We start from the raw sequence: 15,962 nt of genomic DNA, 5'->3' as shown, positions 1-15,962 counted from the left end.
GATATTATGCTAAAAAATATTCCTAAAAATTTATCTCCGAAATTAGTGAAAACTTTAATGGAGATGGGTCATGGAGATGAGATAGTTATAGCAGATGGAAATTTTCCATCTGCTACTATATCAACTAATGTTGTTAGAGCAGATGGTTTGAAAGCTGATGAATTATTGAACAGTATATTGAAATTGTTTCCCTTAGATTATGAATATAGTAAAGAACAAGTGTTTTTAATGAAAGTGGTTGAAGGTGATAATTATAGACCGGAAATTTGGGAAAATTACAAAACTATTTTAAAAGATTCAGGTGAAAAACATTCTATTGGATATATAGAAAGATTTGAATTTTATGAAAGAGCTAGGTCAAGTTATGCTGTAATAGCAACAGGTGAAGAGGCATTATATGCAAATATAATTCTTAAAAAGGGTGTTGTTAAATAAGGAGAAAGCAATGTATAGTATTCTATTGGAGATGAAAGGAATTTCCAAATCATTTGGCAAAGTTACAGCACTTAAAAATGTTGATTTTGATTTAAGAAAAGGCGAAGTCCACGCTCTTATGGGAGAAAATGGAGCTGGTAAATCCACGTTAATGAAAATATTAACAGGTATATATTCTAAGGATTCAGGAAGTATTATCTTTAATAATAAGGAAGTAGAATATAATAATCCTAGAGAATCTCAAGATGATGGAATAGCTATTGTTCATCAAGAGTTAAATATGATGAATGATTTAACAGTTGCAGAGAATATTTTTATTGGTAGAGAAACTACTAATGGAATTTTTATTAAAGATAAGGAATTAAATCAAAAGGCAAAGGAACTTATAAATTTACTAGGTGTTACTATAGATCCTAAAAGTAAAGTAGGAGATATAAGTGTTGGAAAACAACAAATGGTAGAAATAGTTAAAGCTATTAGCAGTAATGCAAAAGTAATCATTTTTGATGAACCTACTACGGCATTAAGTGAATCTGAAATTATTGAACTTTTCAAAATAATTGGACATTTAAGAGATAGTGGGATAGGTATAATATATATTTCTCATAGGATGGATGAAATAAACAGGATAACCGATAGAGTTACTGTTATGAGAGATGGAGAATATGTAGGTACTGTAAATACTAAGGAAACATCTAAAGATGAGTTAATAAATATGATGGTAGGTAGAGTTATTTATGAAGATCCTAAAAGTGAGAGTAATGTAAAAAAAGATGCGCCGGTTGTTTTAGAAGTTAAGAATTTAAATGTAGGAAAGCATGTAAAAAATGTTAGTTTTAAATTATTTAAAGGAGAAATTTTAGGTATTTCTGGACTAATGGGGTCTGGGAGGACAGAGCTGGCTAGAGCCATTTTTGGAGCGGATAAAAAAACAGGGAACATTATTATTAATGGAGAAGAAAAACAAATAAAAAACACCACAGATGCTGTAAAAGAAGGTATAGGATATTTGTCAGAAGATAGAAGAAGATATGGTTTAATAACAGACTTCGATGTATCTAATAATGTGGCAATGTGTAGTTATGATAATTTTATGAATGGTCCCTTAATTGATGATTCTAAAATAGATAGGGCTACTATAAAATACAAAGAGGATCTTTCAATAAAATTTGGTGATATAAAGCAACCAGTAAAGACTCTTTCCGGTGGAAACCAACAAAAAGTAGTTATAGCAAAGTGGCTAGAAAGAGAAAGTGATATTTTAATATTTGATGAACCAACTAAAGGAATAGATGTTGGTGCAAAGAGTGAAATTTACTCATTAATGAATGAACTTGTAAATAAAGGTAAATCAATAATTATGATATCTTCTGAAATGCCTGAGATATTGAGAATGAGTGACAGAATTCTTGTTATGTGTGAAGGAAGAAAGACAAAGGAACTTTCAATAGAGGAAGCAACACAAGAGAAAATATTAAAATATGCAACATTGAGAGAAGGAGAAGAATAGATGAAGAAGAAAGACAAAATTGAGATTAAGGAAGTTTTAAAATCTCAAAGGTTAGTTGCAACTATTGCATTAATCGCTATTTATTTGTTTTTTTACATAAAAAGTGTTCCTTTTAGATCATCTACTACTACAGCTAGTATATTTGATTCATCATATTATTTAGGTTTTCTAGCTATAGGTGTTACATTTGCAATCGCAACTGGTGGTTTTGATTTATCTATGGGAACATCAATGATATGTTCAGCACTTATAGCTGGATACATCACACAAAAATATAATTTACCAATGATAATTTGTTTATTAATGATTTTAGCAATTGCAACATTTTTTGGTGCATTTAATGGATTTTTAATTACCAAACTACATATTTCATCATTTGTAGCTACATTAGTAACTCAAATGATTACAACAGGATTAGGTTCAATAGTCACAAACGTTCAAACCATAAATTATCCATTAAGAGGAGCGGAAGGCGGGTGGTATAAATCCATCTTTAAATTAGATAGTGGTTTTCCAGTAGGAATAATTGTAATGTTAACAATAGCTTTATTTATGGCTATTATATTGAGAAAAACTAAATTTGGTAGATATATACTAGCAATTGGAAGTAATAAGGAAGCGGCAAGATTATCAGGTATAAATGTTGTAAAGTATGAATTTTTAGCGTATGTTTTATGTGGTTTTTTTGTAGGATTAGGAGCTATAGCATATGTAGCTACTTATACAACAGTAATGCCAGGAAATGGTGGAGGGTTTGAATTTGAGGCCATAGCAGCAGCTGTAATTGGAGGTACATCTTTAGCTGGTGGTTCAGCAAGTATAGTAGGAACTATAATAGGTTTATTTATAATGACAATATTAAAAGTTGGTTTACCTTTTATAGGATTCCAACCACATTATCAAACTTTTATTACCGGATTTGTTATATTGCTAGCTGTTTATTTAGATATATACAAGAGGAGAAAAAACAACCAATAGGTTGAAAAAATAAAAAAGGAGACAAACATGAAAACTAAAAAAATTTTAGCAGTTGGGTTAATATTTTCAGTATTATTATTAACAGCGTGTGGGAATGGTAAAGATAATACAGCAACAACAGGTGGAGAAAACACCACAGCAAAGAATAGTGACGATATGCATATTGAAGTAGTTGCAAAGGGTTTTCAACATCAATTTTGGAAATCCGTAAATACAGGGGCAGAAAACGCAGCTAAAGATTTAGGAGTAACTATTAGTTTTAATGGTCCACAAAATGAAACGGCTATTCAAGAACAAGTTTCTATGTTAAGTAATTCAATTAATTTGAATCCAGCAGCAATAGCATTAGCTTCATTGGATACCACTTCGCAAATTGATTTATTAGCACAAGCAAAAGACAAAGGAATACCAATAGTCGGATTTGATTCAGGAGTTCCAGGTGCACCGGAGGGAGCAGTAGTAGCAACTGCTGCAACAGACAATAAGGTAGCGGCAGCTATGGCAGCAGAAAAACAGTTTGAGGTTATTAAAACAAAATTGGAAGCAGCAACATCAGATAAACCGGTAAGATTAGGTGTTGTCTCTCAAGAAGTTAACTCACAATCAATTTCAGATAGAACATCTGGGTATATAGAAAAAATGAAAGAATTAGCTATGGGATTAGAAAATGTTGGAGATAAAGTTGCTGTAATAGGGAACGATAAATTCAATGAAGGTAATGAAGCGGAAGCAGTAGTTATTATTGAACTTAGAGTTCCTGCTCAAATAACAGATGCAGATGGACAAACTCAAGCTCAAACTCTATTAAACAAAGAAGATTTAATAGGAATATTTGGTTCAAATGAATATGGAGCTAAAGCGGTAATAAATGCAGATAATGCAGTTGGTGGCGTAATAGGAAAAGAAGAAGATCAAATATGTGCTGTAGGATTTGATTCAGGAGCTATACAGATAGATGCTATTAAAAATAATAAATTTATAGGATCAGTTACACAAGACCCTATTCAAATAGGATATAAAGCAGTTGAATTAGCAGTAAAAGCAGCTAAAGGTGAAAAAGTAGAAGATGTTGATACCGGTGCCGTTTGGTATGATTCAACTAATGTAGATTCTGAAGAAATAACTCCATTGTTATATGAATAAAATAAAAGGACCTATAGGTCCTTTTATAAAATGGGAGGATTAGAATGTTAATGGAAGAAGCTCGTTATGAGTTAATTAAATATGGAAAAAAATTAGTAGAAAATAATTTAACAAAAGGAACTGGAGGCAATCTCAGCATATATGATAGAGAAAAGGAACTAATGGCTATTACACCTTCAGGAATAGATTTTTTTGATATACAACCTGAAGATATTGTTATCATGAATAAAGAAGGAAAGGTCATAGAAGGCAACAGAGTACCATCTAGTGAATGGTCTATGCATAAGATATTTTATGATAAAAGGGACGATATTGATGCAATTATTCATGCCCATACAACTTTTTCAGCAGTTATTGCATGTTTAAGATGGGAATTGCCGGCAACACATTATATGATAGCTGTAGCAGGAAAAAATGTTAGATGTGCTGAATATGCAACATTTGGTTCGGAGGAATTGGCACAAAATGCTTATGAAGCTATGAAGGATAGAAAAGCTGCCTTATTAGCAAATCATGGAATTATTGCAGGAGCAAAAGATCTTTTAAATGCTTTCAATATTATAGAAGAAGTTGAATACTGTGCAGAGGTTTTCTATAGAGCAAAAAGTATTGGGGAACCTGTTGTCCTAGATGATGAAGAAATGAATAAAATGGCTATAAAGTTTAAAACATATGGTCAAAGAAAATAAAAATATTATTAATAATGATTTTAAACTTTTTCTAAATAGAAACTACAAGTTCTATTGGTTCTTTGTCAAATGGTGTTGGTATACAATAAAATAACAAACTACTTTTATATCAGGCAGCTATATAGTTGCCTGATAATTCTTTATTGGCTTCATTAAATTTTTAATTATAAAAACTCTATTTCTAAAATTATAAAATGACCTATATCCAAAAACTATTCTTTTTATACTTTTAATAAGATTATTAGTACCTTCCAAGGGTCCATTTGTAATGTTCGTACTTAAAGTGTTTTTCACATATTCAAAATATTTTAACAAGGTGTTTATAGCTACTTCCATTTGTTCACTTACTGTATCCTTAAATAAAGTTAAATGTTCCCTTAATCTTTTAGAATTTTCACATCTAATATCAGATAAAAGAATTTGATAAACCTCATATGTTTTCTTTAAATTATCATCAACGGCTATAGTTTCATTTACTACATCAGATGTGCTTTTCCACTTATTAAAATGTGTCCATTTACTAAAGTGGATTATATCAAGTTTAGAAGAATCCTTTTGAATTAGCTTCCAATATCTTTTTAGTCTTTTATATTCAATAGAGGAAGTACTAAAGTTTTTCATTATTTCAATCCTTGTTTTTAACAAAGCCCTGCCAATAAGATTTACAATATGAAACTTATCTAAAACTATTTGAGCATTAGGAAAAACATCCTTAATTAATGACATATAAGGTTTATATATATCTATACAAATATATTTCACATTTGCTCTTGCTTTATAGGTAAACTTTCTAAAATATTTAGTTAAATAAGGGAGAGTACGATTTTCAACAATATCTATAATATTAAAATTCTTCCTATCACCATTACAAAAGATAAAGCTCATACTGCCCTTAGCATCTTTAGTGGATTTGAATTCATCAAAACACAAAGTTTCAGGCAGATATGACTTGTTAACTCTAAAAGCCTTATAATTAGCCTCTAAAGAACGACTAACAGTATTAGAAGATACGTAATTTAACCTAGCAATATCCTTTTGACTTATTTTCATAGTTAGATTTTCAGTTATATGTAATTTTACCCTATTTGAAATAAAACAATTTTTCTCTACAATATTGGTTTTTGCTGTAAAAGTATGAGAACATTCTTTACAAAAAAATCTTTGTTTTCTTAATTTTAAAATAGTAGGATCTCCATTTAGTGGAAGAAGTTTAATATTTGATATTTTATTTCCGTGCTTAATAATTGCATTCTTGTCCATATTTCCACAAATTGGACAAACATTAGGAGTATAAGAAAGTTTAGCGTCTATAACTTTATATGTTACATTGTTCTTTCTCATGTTATTGCTGAATTTAATAAATTTAATATTCTTATCTTTTATTCCTAAGAAATCTAAGATATAATTACTTGTAGACATAATGACCTCCGATTGGTATTTTGTAGTGAATTTATTGTATCGGAAAAATGGTTGTTATGTCTCTTTTTTTATAAAAAAATGGTGCTGGAGAAGATTTTCATTTTTCTTCACCAACACCATAAATTATAGAACCTCTTTTTTTGTATTTTTATAAACTTTGTTTTAAATTGTTAAAAATTTTCACGTAGGCGACAAATTCATGTAATTAATTTTACTTTACTTTAGTTCTCCTATTTCTGTATGAATATATATGTTTTATAAATGCGAAAAATATATTTACATATTAAAAGATTGGTATTTCAAATTTCTTTTATTATTGCGGGAAAACTTAAATTTGTTTGAAAGTAAAATATTTAATTATTTTTATTTTCTTTAGAATTTAACTTATTGTCAGCAATCTTCAAACTGGATTTTCTAACTCTTTCCCAGTGATTATACATAATGTCCTTTGTTTTTTCTATATTTTTTTCAGAGATAAATTCTAAAATCTTTTTATGCTCGTTAATAGAAAATTTTCTCATGTCCTCATCATCAAAATACAAATATTTCAATCTGGTAACATGTAGTTGTAGCATATTAATTATGTCTATTAAATAGGAATTGTTTGATAGATTAACCAAATAATCATGAAAATCATTGTCTAATTTTACTACATCTTGTAAAGAGTTTTTCCTAGAAGCTATATTAAAATTATCCAATAATATATTTAAATATTCTATGTCTTCTTCTGTTATATTAGGAAAAGCTTGTTCAATGGCAAAAACTTGTAAATTAGTAAGTACTAGGTAACAATTATCCATATCCTTTAAATTTATAGTTTCAACTATAGTAGATTGTCCTGGAATTATTTGAACTAATTTTACTTCTTTTAAAAGTTGAATTGCTTCTCTAATTGGAGTTCTACTTACTCCAAAATAGTCTGTCAATTCGGCTTCATTAAGTTTTTCTCCGGGTTTAAGTGTTCCTTTTACAATTAAATCCAACATTTCACTGTATACTATATCCTTTGTACTTTTTTTTGGTACTATATTCTCTCTATTAGGTAATGGCATTATTTTCTCCTTATATATATAATGATAATTTATTATCGTAGTTTATTTTCTATATTTTATCATATATTAAGAAAAGTATAGTAAAATTTAAAATCAAAGACCGTTATACTTTAAATAGAATAGTTAAAAAATTGACGGTAAAATCGGAATAATATATACTATAGGCAAAGATATATGCGATATATCGCATATTACAAAAGGAGGAAATAATATTGAATTGGTTTAAAAAAAATTTAGATTTAACCAAAGGTTTAATTTCTAAGCAATCGTATTCAGGCAATGAAAAAGAAGCTGTTGATGTTTTAAAACAATTTTTTAAGAATAATGGATTTGATGAAATAATAGTCGATAAATATGGTTCTTGTATTGGTGGAATTCAAGGAAAAAGAAATGACGGAAATAATCTTATTACCTTATTTGATGGCCATATTGACACAGTACAAGTAGATGAAAGTAAATGGACCTATCCTCCATTTGATGCTATAGAAGATGATGGAAAAATTTATGGTCGAGGAGCTTCAGATATGAAGGGAGCTTTAAGCTCAATGGCTGTAGCAGTAGCAAGATTTGCTGAGGAAACCAAGAAAGATTTTTCAGGAAAAATCTATGTTTCCGGTTCAGTATTTGAAGAAATATTTGAAGGTGTAGCTCCAAGATCTGTTAGTGATATAATTAATCCGGATTTTGTAATAATAGGAGAAGCCTCAGAACTAAATCTTAAAATAGGTCAAAGGGGTAGAGCTGAAATAGTTGTAGAAACATTTGGAACTTCTGCCCATTCTGCTAATCCGGAAAAAGGTATAAATGCAGCTTTATTAATGTCTGAACTAATACAGGAAATTGATAAACTACAACCGCCATTCCAGGAAGATCTAGGAGAGGGAATATTGGTACTAACGGATATTATTTCAAAACCTTATCCTGGCTCATCTGTTATTCCGGATTACTGTAGAGCCACTTATGATAGAAGATTATTAGTAGGAGAGACAGTTGAATCTGTATTAAAACCAATAGAGGAGATTGTTGCTAAATTTAAAGAAGAAAAAGGTATAGAGGCAAGGGTTTCAATAGCCGAAGAAGAAAAAACTTGTTATACTGGTGAAAAAATATCTAGTAGTCGTTTTTTCCCTGGTTGGATCTATAATAAAGATGAGTTATTAATTAAAAAGGCTTATGAGGGCTTATTAAATAGTGGTTTAGATCCAGAAATTACAAATTATTCTTTCTGTACTAACGGTAGTCATTATGCAGGAGAAAAGGGAATTATAACAATTGGCTTTGGCCCATCCCATGAAAATATTGCTCATACAGATGATGAATATATAGAAGTGGATCAATTGGATAAGGCCCTTAATGGATATTTTAATATTTTAAAAGAAATATATAAATAAAAAAGGAATAAACATGAATGAATTATTATTGGTCAATGGACAAATTGTAACAGTAAATCCAAATAGAGATATTATAGAAAACGGATTTATTTATATTGTTGGTAATAAGATAGTGGATATTGGGGATATGAATTCTCTTGATAGTGAAAAGTACAGAGAAGCAAATACTAGAAATTTAAAAGGGAAAGTTGTATTTCCTGGTTTTATAAACACCCATAATCATCTATTTCAAGTATTATTAAAAGGGCTTGGAGATGATATGAAACTGGATAAATGGTTATCAACCATGACCTTTCCCGCTTCAACAATATTAACTGAAGAAGATGTGTATTATGCTGCTATGGGTGGAGTAATAGAAGGAATAAAGAGTGGTATGACTACTAACTTAGATTATATGTATGCACATAATAGGGCGAATTTATCTGATGGAATAATTAAAGCCTTCTTAGATATTGGACAAAGAGGGATACTAGCAAGATGTGTTCAAAACACAGGTGAAGAATATGGAGTACAGAAAGCTACTATTCAGGATTTAAGTACAGTAGAAAATGATATACGTAGGCTTTTTGAAAATTATCATAATTCTAACAATGGTAAAGTAAAAATTTGGACTGGACCTGCTGCTATGTGGGAGTGTACTTTAGAAATGCATAGACTACTATATGATTTAGCCAACGAGTATGATTCTTGGTATACATCTCATATTTCAGAAACACCTTTTGATAGACAGGCTACAACTGAGCTTTATGGTTGTAATGATTTTGAATTATTGGAAAAATTAGATATTACAGGAAGTAATGTTTTAATGGTTCATACAGTTTATTTAACAGAAGAAGAAATAAAAAGAGCAGCTAAATATAATATGAAAATTTCTCATAATGTACTTAGCAATATGTATTTATCATCTGGAATTGCTCCAATACCAGAAATGCTTAGGGCTGGATTAACAGTAGGTTTAGGAGTAGATGGTGCTGCTAGCAACAATGCACAGGATATGATTGAATTAATGAAAACTACAGCTTTATTACATAAAGTAGATAAATTAGATCCAGTGGCCATGACAGCTGAAAAAGTTTTAGAAATGGCAACAATTGATGGTGCAAAAGCTATAGGAATGGAAAAGGAAATTGGTTCTATAGAGAAAGGAAAATTGGCAGATTTAGTTATATTTAATCCATACTTAAATCCAAAAGCAATACCTTTACATAATCCAGTATCAACTTTAGTGTATTCATCATCATGTCAAAATGTTGAAACGGTTATTATTGATGGGGAAATTATATTGGATAATGGGAAAATAACATCTATTAATGATGAGAAAAAGCTATACGAGGAAATTAATAATATTGCAGAGGACCTATGTTTAAGGGCTAATATTACAAATAGAGGTTCTGGACATAAATGGAATCATTATTTAGATAATAATTAAGACTATTATTTATAATTTTTCTAAGATTTATTATAAAAGGCAGAGGGTAGCAATGGAATTATTAGTAAATAATAAAAAATATAAGATAGATACTTCACCTGATGAAAAACTTTTAGATACCTTACGAAAACTTGGTTTTAATTCTGTAAGACGTGGGTGTAATACCGCTTCTTGTTGTGTCTGTACAGTTATTGTAGATAAAAAACCTGTTTTATCCTGTTCTTACTTAACTAATAGAGCAGCTGGTAAAGAAATTTTTACAGTTGAAGGCTTTGGTGATAAAGCAAAAAAAATTGCAAGTTTATTAGCTGAAGAAGGAGCAGATCAATGTGGATATTGTGGACCGGCTCTTATTAATACAATAATAGGTTTAGAATTTGAGAACGACAAACCTACAATAGACGAAATAAATGATTTTTTAAAAGCTAATTTATGTAGATGTACAGGCTATCAAGGACAATTAAGAGCTATCGAAAAGTATTTTAATATATAATGAGAGGAAAATAAAATGGAATTAAAAAAATATTTTACTCCCAGCACTATTGAAGAAGCGTATGAGGTTTTAAATAAAAGTAAAAGTAATGTTATTCTTGGTGGAGGATGTTTTTCAAGTATTTCTAAAAGGAAAAAAAATATAGGTATAGATTTAAATTCTTTAGACCTAAATTATATAAAAGAAGATGAAAATACTATATTTATTGGTTCTTCAAATACTTTAAGAGATGTGGAAATCAATCCACTAATAAAAAATCTAGGAGATGGAATTCTTACTAAAGCTATAAATGAAATAGGTGCAGGTATACAATTGAAAAATACCGCAACTATAGGAGGTTCTGTTTGGGCTAAATATGGTTTTTCAGATATAATGCCTGTATTGTTGGTTCTTGATGCAAAATTAAAGTTCTTTAAAAAGGGAATTATCTCTGTTTCTGAATATATGGATAGTGAAATAGAAAGAGATATTTTAATGGAAATAATTATAGAAAAAACTTTTAAAAAAGGAGTTTATTTATCAAGACGATTGACTAAAATGGATATACCACAGTTGAATCTAGCGGTTTTATTAGATAAAGACATAAAAATAGCAGTTGGTGCTAGGCCACAAAAAGCAAAAAGGTTTGATTTTTTAGGAAAATATATTAAAGAGGATAGAAAAGTTTTAAAAGATGATTTGAAAAGGTTAGAATTAGGAACTAATATTAAAGCTTCTGATTTTATAAGGAAAAGGCTATTAGAGGATATGCTTATAGAAATAAGAAATATAGCGGGTGAGTATTATGATAGGTAATTCCATAAAAAAAATAGATTATGAAGGAAATTTACTTGGTGGCAAAAGCTATACTGAAGATTATATAGACTATAGGAATTTATTATATATAAAAGTTAAAAGAAGTCCCTATGCCTTTGCCGAAATAATTGATATAGATACTAGTAGGGCTGAAAAATTAGAAGATATTGTTGCTATATATACATACAGAGACGTTGAACAAATCAGATATACAGAATGTGGCGAATCCTATCCGGAAGCATCTCCTCATGATAGAATTTTGTTAGAAAAAATAGTAAGGCATGTAGGTGAAGAAGTTGCCATAATTGTAGGAGAAAATATTGAAGCTTGCACTAGGGCTGAAAAACTTATAAAGGTAAAATATAAAGTTTTTGATCCGATTTTAACCAAGAAGGATTCATTGAACCTTAAAGATATCATACATAAAGAGGATGATGGATTTGAACCTTTTGACTTTGGATATGATCCTAAAAAAAATATAGTTAGTAAATTTCATATAGGCTATGGAGACATAGATTCTGAAATTGAAAAATCTGATATTGTTTTTTCAGGTTCCTATTCTACCCATGCTCAAGCTCATGCAATGATGGAAACATTAAGGGCCTATGCAAAAATTGATGAAAGAGGAAGACTTGAAATAATATCTGCCAATCAGTCCATATATCATATGAGAAGACAAGTTGCCAAGGTTTTAGGCTTAAGTTTAAATCAAGTAAGAATGCGACGAATAAGAATAGGTGGGGGTTTCGGTGGAAAAAATGTTTGTATAACAGAACCGATAGTAGGTTTTGTAACATGGAAAACAAAACGACCTTCTATGATTATTTACGACAGAATAGAAAATTTTAATGCTACCAGTACTAGACATGAAATGGATTTTGATTTAGTAATAGGTGCCAATAAAGATGGTAAAATCAATGGAATAAAAATGAGAGGCTACAATAATACAGGCGCCTATGGTTCAAATGGTCCAGCGGTTACAATGGAGGCAGGTCAAAATACTCTACCAATTTATTCGGTAATTAATGCAGTAGATTATAAAGCCTTAACATATTATACTAATAGAGTTTCTGCAGGTGCAATGAGAGGATATGGAACACCTCAAGGAACCTTTGCCTTGGATTCTGCTATAAATGAGCTATCGGAAAAATTAGGCCTTGATCCGGTGGAAGTTAAATTAAAAAATACTATAAGAACTGGACATATAGGCGGATTAAATAAAAGTACTATTGGAAGTTTTAATATAGAAGAATGTATAAAAAGAGGGAAAGAATTAATAGATTGGGATAATAAAAGATTTAAATTAAAAGATGAAGGTCATATTAAAAGAGGCGTTGGAATGGGACATGCAACTCACAGTTCAGGAGTATCCAACATTGATGTTGCAACAGTCTTACTAAGACTACAAGAAGATGGGACTTTTACGGTGTTTACCAGCTCCTCCGACTTAGGTACAGGTTCAGATACCATCTTGCTTCAAATAGCCGCAAAAGCCTTAAATACGGACATGGAAGGAGTGAATTTAGTATCAGGTGATACAGATAGTTGTCCATACGATAAAGGAGCCTATGCTTCTTGTACAACGTATTTAACGGGGAATGCAGTTGTTAGGGCTTGTGAAAAAATTAAAGAGAAAATATTTGAAAAAGCTAAAAAATATTTAAACGTAAGTACAGAAAAAATGAAACTGGAAAAAGGAAAAGTTGTTAATAGTGAAAATAATAAATCAGTTACATTGAAACAACTAGGTATTGATTCAGCTGTTAGTCCTAATGCAGAAGCCATTATGGCAGATGCAACATTTGGAATAGGAAATACTCCAAGACCTTATGCTGTAAGCTTTGTAGAAGTAGAGGTAAATACATTAACAGGAAAAGTTGATATTTTAAAATATGTTTCAGTAATAGATTGTGGACAAGTAATCAATCCTAATCTTGCTAGAATACAAGCAGAAGGTGGAATAACTCAAGGAATAGGTTTTGCATTATATGAGGATGTAATATTTACCGATAAAGGTAAATTATTAACAAATAATTTTTTTAATTACAATATTCCAACAAGAAATGATATAGGAGAGATAATAGTGGATTTTTGTCCAGAAAAAGAACCAACAGGTCCTTTTGGAGCTAAGTCAATAGCGGAGTTAGTAACAAATTCACCGGCACCGGCAATAGCAGATGCAATCTTTAATGCTTGTGGAGCAAGGATAAGATCTCTTCCAATAACTCCTGAAAAAATAATAAGGGCTTTAGAAAAAGAGGAGGATTAATTTGTTTTTAGTAAAATCTAAATGGATAATTAGCAGTAGCAATAAGGTTATAGAAAATGGTGGAATTCTTATAGAAAATGGAAAAATAAAAAAAGTTTTTACCGATATTTCTCAAGTAAATTCCCTAGCTAATATTAAAATAATAGATTATAAAGATTCAATATTAATGCCATCTTTTACAAATGCTCACACTCATTTGTATGGAATTTTATCATGGGGAATACCTAAACTTGATAATTTTAATGATTTTGAAGGATTTTTAAAAGTTTTTTGGTGGCCGTTAATAGAAGATAGATTAAGAAAAAAAGAATTTGTGCTAACTACAAAATCATCTTGCCTAGACATGATCAGTTCAGGAGTAACAGCTTTTTGTGATACTGCAGAAGGTCCTCTAACAGAAGAAGATACATTGGAAGCGCAAAGTAAAGTAGTAGAGCAGTTTGGCTTAAAGGCAATACTTTCTTTAGAATCAAGTGAAAGAATAAACTGGGAAAATGGAATAAAATGTCTTGAGCAAAATCAAAGATTTACAGAAACTACAAAAAGCAATAAAAATATTAAGGGATGCATATGTACCCATACAACATTTACCTGTTCTGATAAATTTATTGTAAAGGCTAAGGATTTAGCCAAAGAGAATAATACATTTTTACAGTTTCATCTATCAGAAAGTATTTATGAAAAAAATTATGCATTAAAAAATTTTGGACTAACACCAGTTGAATACTTAGATAAATTGAATATTTTAGATGAGAACACTTTAATGTCGCAATGTGTAAAAGTAGATTCTAAAGAAATAGATATAATAAAAAAATCAAACTGTAATGTGGTCCATAATCCTATTAGTAATTGTGAAGTAGGTGGCGGAATAGCACCTATTCAAGAGATGTTAGACAAGGGGGTAAATGTTGCTTTAGGAACAGACGGTTATGTAAATGACTTCTTTGAAGTAATGAGGTTTGCCTTTTTAATTCATAAGGCGAATTTAGAAAATACAGAAGTAATGAATGCTAAAGATGTATTTAAAATGGCTACAGAAAATGGAGCAAAGGCTTTAGGATTTAATCAAGGTAAAGTAGAAGAAGGATATGATGCAGATTTTATTATTGTTGAAGATATGTTTTCTACACCAGTAAACAAAGAAAATATATATGACTTACTTGTAGTTAAAGGTGAAAAGAGAATGATTAAGGATGTTTATATAAATGGTTTTAAACATGACCGTAAAGAAATAGAAAACCAAAAAGACAATATGAGAAATGAAATAAAGACATTAGCAACTGATTTTTGGGGAGGTATAAAATAAATGTATGAATTTTTAGGTGTAGAAATACAATCTCCTATAATTATTGGCTCCGGTCCATTAACATATAGTGCTGAAGGAATAAAAAAACTTCATGAAAATAAAGCTGGTCTTTGTGTTACAAAAACCATAAAATTAGAAGCTGCTGTTAATCCTGTACCACATATGCAAATGTCAGAAAATAAAAGTTTAATAAATGATGAATTATGGTCTGACTACAACTATGAAACTTGGATAAACAAAGAATTACCAGAGTTGAAAAAATCTGGAATTCCTGTAATAGCATCTTGTGGTCATTCAGTAGAGGAAACAAGTTTAATGGTAGAAAAACTAGAAAAAGAAGGGGCTACTTTCTTAGAATTGGTTTCCTATAACGAAGATGATTTATTACCAATGTTATTAGATACAAAAAAAAGAGTTAACATACCAATTATAGTAAAATTACCTTCCAGAGTTAATAATATGGTAGAACTTGCTAAAACACTAGAAGAAAATGGAGCTGATGCTTTAACAATTAGTGACTCAATTGGACCTGCTATGCGAATTAATATAGATACAGGACTATCAACATTAGGAAATAAGTCTAAAGGTTGGTTAACGGGAGAAGCCATCCTTCCCTTTAATATAAATAATATATATGAAGTAAGAAAAAATATTGAAATTCCCATTATAGGTTTAGGTGGAGTAATGTCCTACAAAAATGCTATAGAGGTTTTTATGGCAGGGGCTAACTTTGTAGGAGTTTGTACATATCCAATAATTTATGGAGAAAAGGCTATAGAAAAACTAGTTAATCAAATTGAAAAATGGATAGTTGACAATAACTATAATTCATTAGAAGAAATAATAGGCTTAATACATAGAAAAACCGAATCTATAGTTGGAGAATTTAAATTTAACAAGGATAAATGTATAAAATGTAAAAAATGTGAAATAGTTTGTGCATATGATGCAAGAAAGGTTTCTGAAGATATGTATTTAGATAAGAGTAAATGCAGAAAATGTGGATTATGTTCATCAATATGTCCGACTACAGCATTAGAATTTTATTAAAAG

At 29.9% G+C, this 15,962-nt stretch carries 14 protein-coding genes; 12 read left to right on the top strand and 2 right to left on the bottom strand.

Annotation, left to right across the window (positions count from 1 at the left end; all coding sequences use genetic code 11):
* Positions 1–6: 6 nt before the first annotated feature.
* The 5 genes from JFY71_RS02380 to JFY71_RS02360 are packed head-to-tail and all read left to right on the top strand — an operon-like array spanning position 7 to position 4,755.
* Positions 7–435: an RbsD/FucU family protein gene (locus tag JFY71_RS02380; RefSeq protein WP_243661454.1), complete on the top strand. Its 429-nt coding sequence runs from the start codon at positions 7–9 to the stop codon at positions 433–435.
* Between the two features lie 10 nt (positions 436–445).
* A complete protein-coding gene (locus tag JFY71_RS02375; RefSeq protein ID WP_243661453.1) occupies positions 446–1,945 on the top strand; it encodes a sugar ABC transporter ATP-binding protein in 1,500 nt (499 codons plus the stop codon).
* Positions 1,946–2,923, top strand: coding sequence for an ABC transporter permease (locus JFY71_RS02370; RefSeq protein ID WP_243661452.1), 978 nt, complete (start codon positions 1,946–1,948; stop codon positions 2,921–2,923).
* Between the two features lie 27 nt (positions 2,924–2,950).
* Positions 2,951–4,066 (top strand): ABC transporter substrate-binding protein, encoded by a 1,116-nt coding sequence (locus JFY71_RS02365; RefSeq protein WP_243661451.1) that lies wholly within the window; start codon positions 2,951–2,953, stop codon positions 4,064–4,066.
* Positions 4,067–4,110: 44 nt separating this feature from the next.
* Positions 4,111–4,755, top strand: a complete 645-nt coding sequence (locus tag JFY71_RS02360) for an L-fuculose-phosphate aldolase (protein WP_243661450.1) — start codon at positions 4,111–4,113, stop codon at positions 4,753–4,755.
* Between the two features lie 117 nt (positions 4,756–4,872).
* Here JFY71_RS02360 and JFY71_RS02355 read toward each other — a convergent pair whose 3' ends face one another.
* A complete protein-coding gene (locus JFY71_RS02355) occupies positions 4,873–6,174 on the bottom strand; it encodes an ISL3 family transposase (protein WP_243660471.1) in 1,302 nt (433 codons plus the stop codon).
* Between the two features lie 353 nt (positions 6,175–6,527).
* Positions 6,528–7,226, bottom strand: coding sequence for a GntR family transcriptional regulator (locus JFY71_RS02350; protein WP_243661449.1), 699 nt, complete (start codon positions 7,224–7,226; stop codon positions 6,528–6,530).
* 212 nt (positions 7,227–7,438) lie between these two features.
* Here JFY71_RS02350 and JFY71_RS02345 point away from each other — a divergent pair, with 212 nt between their 5' ends.
* Genes JFY71_RS02345 through JFY71_RS02315 form a run of 7 tightly spaced genes read left to right on the top strand, consistent with a single transcriptional unit; the run spans position 7,439 to position 15,959 of the window.
* Entirely contained in the window at positions 7,439–8,617 is a 1,179-nt protein-coding gene (locus JFY71_RS02345; RefSeq protein ID WP_243661448.1) for a YgeY family selenium metabolism-linked hydrolase, read from the top strand.
* A gap of 13 nt (positions 8,618–8,630) precedes the next feature.
* Positions 8,631–10,046, top strand: coding sequence for an amidohydrolase family protein (locus JFY71_RS02340; RefSeq protein ID WP_243661447.1), 1,416 nt, complete (start codon positions 8,631–8,633; stop codon positions 10,044–10,046).
* Between the two features lie 52 nt (positions 10,047–10,098).
* Positions 10,099–10,539 (top strand): (2Fe-2S)-binding protein, encoded by a 441-nt coding sequence (locus JFY71_RS02335; protein ID WP_243661446.1) that lies wholly within the window; start codon positions 10,099–10,101, stop codon positions 10,537–10,539.
* A gap of 15 nt (positions 10,540–10,554) precedes the next feature.
* Positions 10,555–11,334 (top strand): FAD binding domain-containing protein, encoded by a 780-nt coding sequence (locus tag JFY71_RS02330; protein ID WP_243661445.1) that lies wholly within the window; start codon positions 10,555–10,557, stop codon positions 11,332–11,334.
* Positions 11,324–13,603 carry a xanthine dehydrogenase family protein molybdopterin-binding subunit gene (locus JFY71_RS02325; protein ID WP_243661444.1) on the top strand — a complete coding sequence of 760 codons (2,280 nt, stop codon included), beginning with the start codon at positions 11,324–11,326 and terminating at the stop codon, positions 13,601–13,603. The genes JFY71_RS02330 and JFY71_RS02325 overlap by 11 nt, the downstream gene beginning before the upstream one ends.
* A 1-nt stretch (position 13,604) precedes the next feature.
* Entirely contained in the window at positions 13,605–14,909 is a 1,305-nt protein-coding gene (locus tag JFY71_RS02320) for an amidohydrolase family protein (RefSeq protein ID WP_243661443.1), read from the top strand.
* Positions 14,910–15,959 carry a 4Fe-4S binding protein gene (locus JFY71_RS02315; protein ID WP_243661442.1) on the top strand — a complete coding sequence of 350 codons (1,050 nt, stop codon included), beginning with the start codon at positions 14,910–14,912 and terminating at the stop codon, positions 15,957–15,959. It abuts the gene before it with no gap.
* Positions 15,960–15,962 lie beyond the last annotated feature (3 nt).

Source organism: Miniphocaeibacter halophilus (assembly GCF_016458825.1).
GTDB lineage: Bacteria > Bacillota > Clostridia > Tissierellales > Peptoniphilaceae > Miniphocaeibacter > Miniphocaeibacter halophilus.
Note: the sequence above shows the minus strand (reverse complement) of the source record. Positions and strands in the feature narration are given on the sequence as shown.

Bases quoted from the DNA above. Each gene is read 5' to 3' on its own strand.
- JFY71_RS02380 (WP_243661454.1), top strand. From the start codon at position 7: ATGCTAAAAAATATTCCTAAAAATTTATCTCCGAAATTAGTGAAAACT.
- JFY71_RS02375 (WP_243661453.1), top strand. From the start codon at position 446: ATGTATAGTATTCTATTGGAGATGAAAGGAATTTCCAAATCATTTGGC.
- JFY71_RS02370 (WP_243661452.1), top strand. From the start codon at position 1,946: ATGAAGAAGAAAGACAAAATTGAGATTAAGGAAGTTTTAAAATCTCAA.
- JFY71_RS02365 (WP_243661451.1), top strand. From the start codon at position 2,951: ATGAAAACTAAAAAAATTTTAGCAGTTGGGTTAATATTTTCAGTATTA.
- JFY71_RS02360 (WP_243661450.1), top strand. From the start codon at position 4,111: ATGTTAATGGAAGAAGCTCGTTATGAGTTAATTAAATATGGAAAAAAA.
- JFY71_RS02355 (WP_243660471.1), bottom strand. From the start codon at position 6,174: ATGTCTACAAGTAATTATATCTTAGATTTCTTAGGAATAAAAGATAAG.
- JFY71_RS02350 (WP_243661449.1), bottom strand. From the start codon at position 7,226: ATGCCATTACCTAATAGAGAGAATATAGTACCAAAAAAAAGTACAAAG.
- JFY71_RS02340 (WP_243661447.1), top strand. From the start codon at position 8,631: ATGAATGAATTATTATTGGTCAATGGACAAATTGTAACAGTAAATCCA.
- JFY71_RS02335 (WP_243661446.1), top strand. From the start codon at position 10,099: ATGGAATTATTAGTAAATAATAAAAAATATAAGATAGATACTTCACCT.
- JFY71_RS02330 (WP_243661445.1), top strand. From the start codon at position 10,555: ATGGAATTAAAAAAATATTTTACTCCCAGCACTATTGAAGAAGCGTAT.
- JFY71_RS02325 (WP_243661444.1), top strand. From the start codon at position 11,324: ATGATAGGTAATTCCATAAAAAAAATAGATTATGAAGGAAATTTACTT.
- JFY71_RS02315 (WP_243661442.1), top strand. From the start codon at position 14,910: ATGTATGAATTTTTAGGTGTAGAAATACAATCTCCTATAATTATTGGC.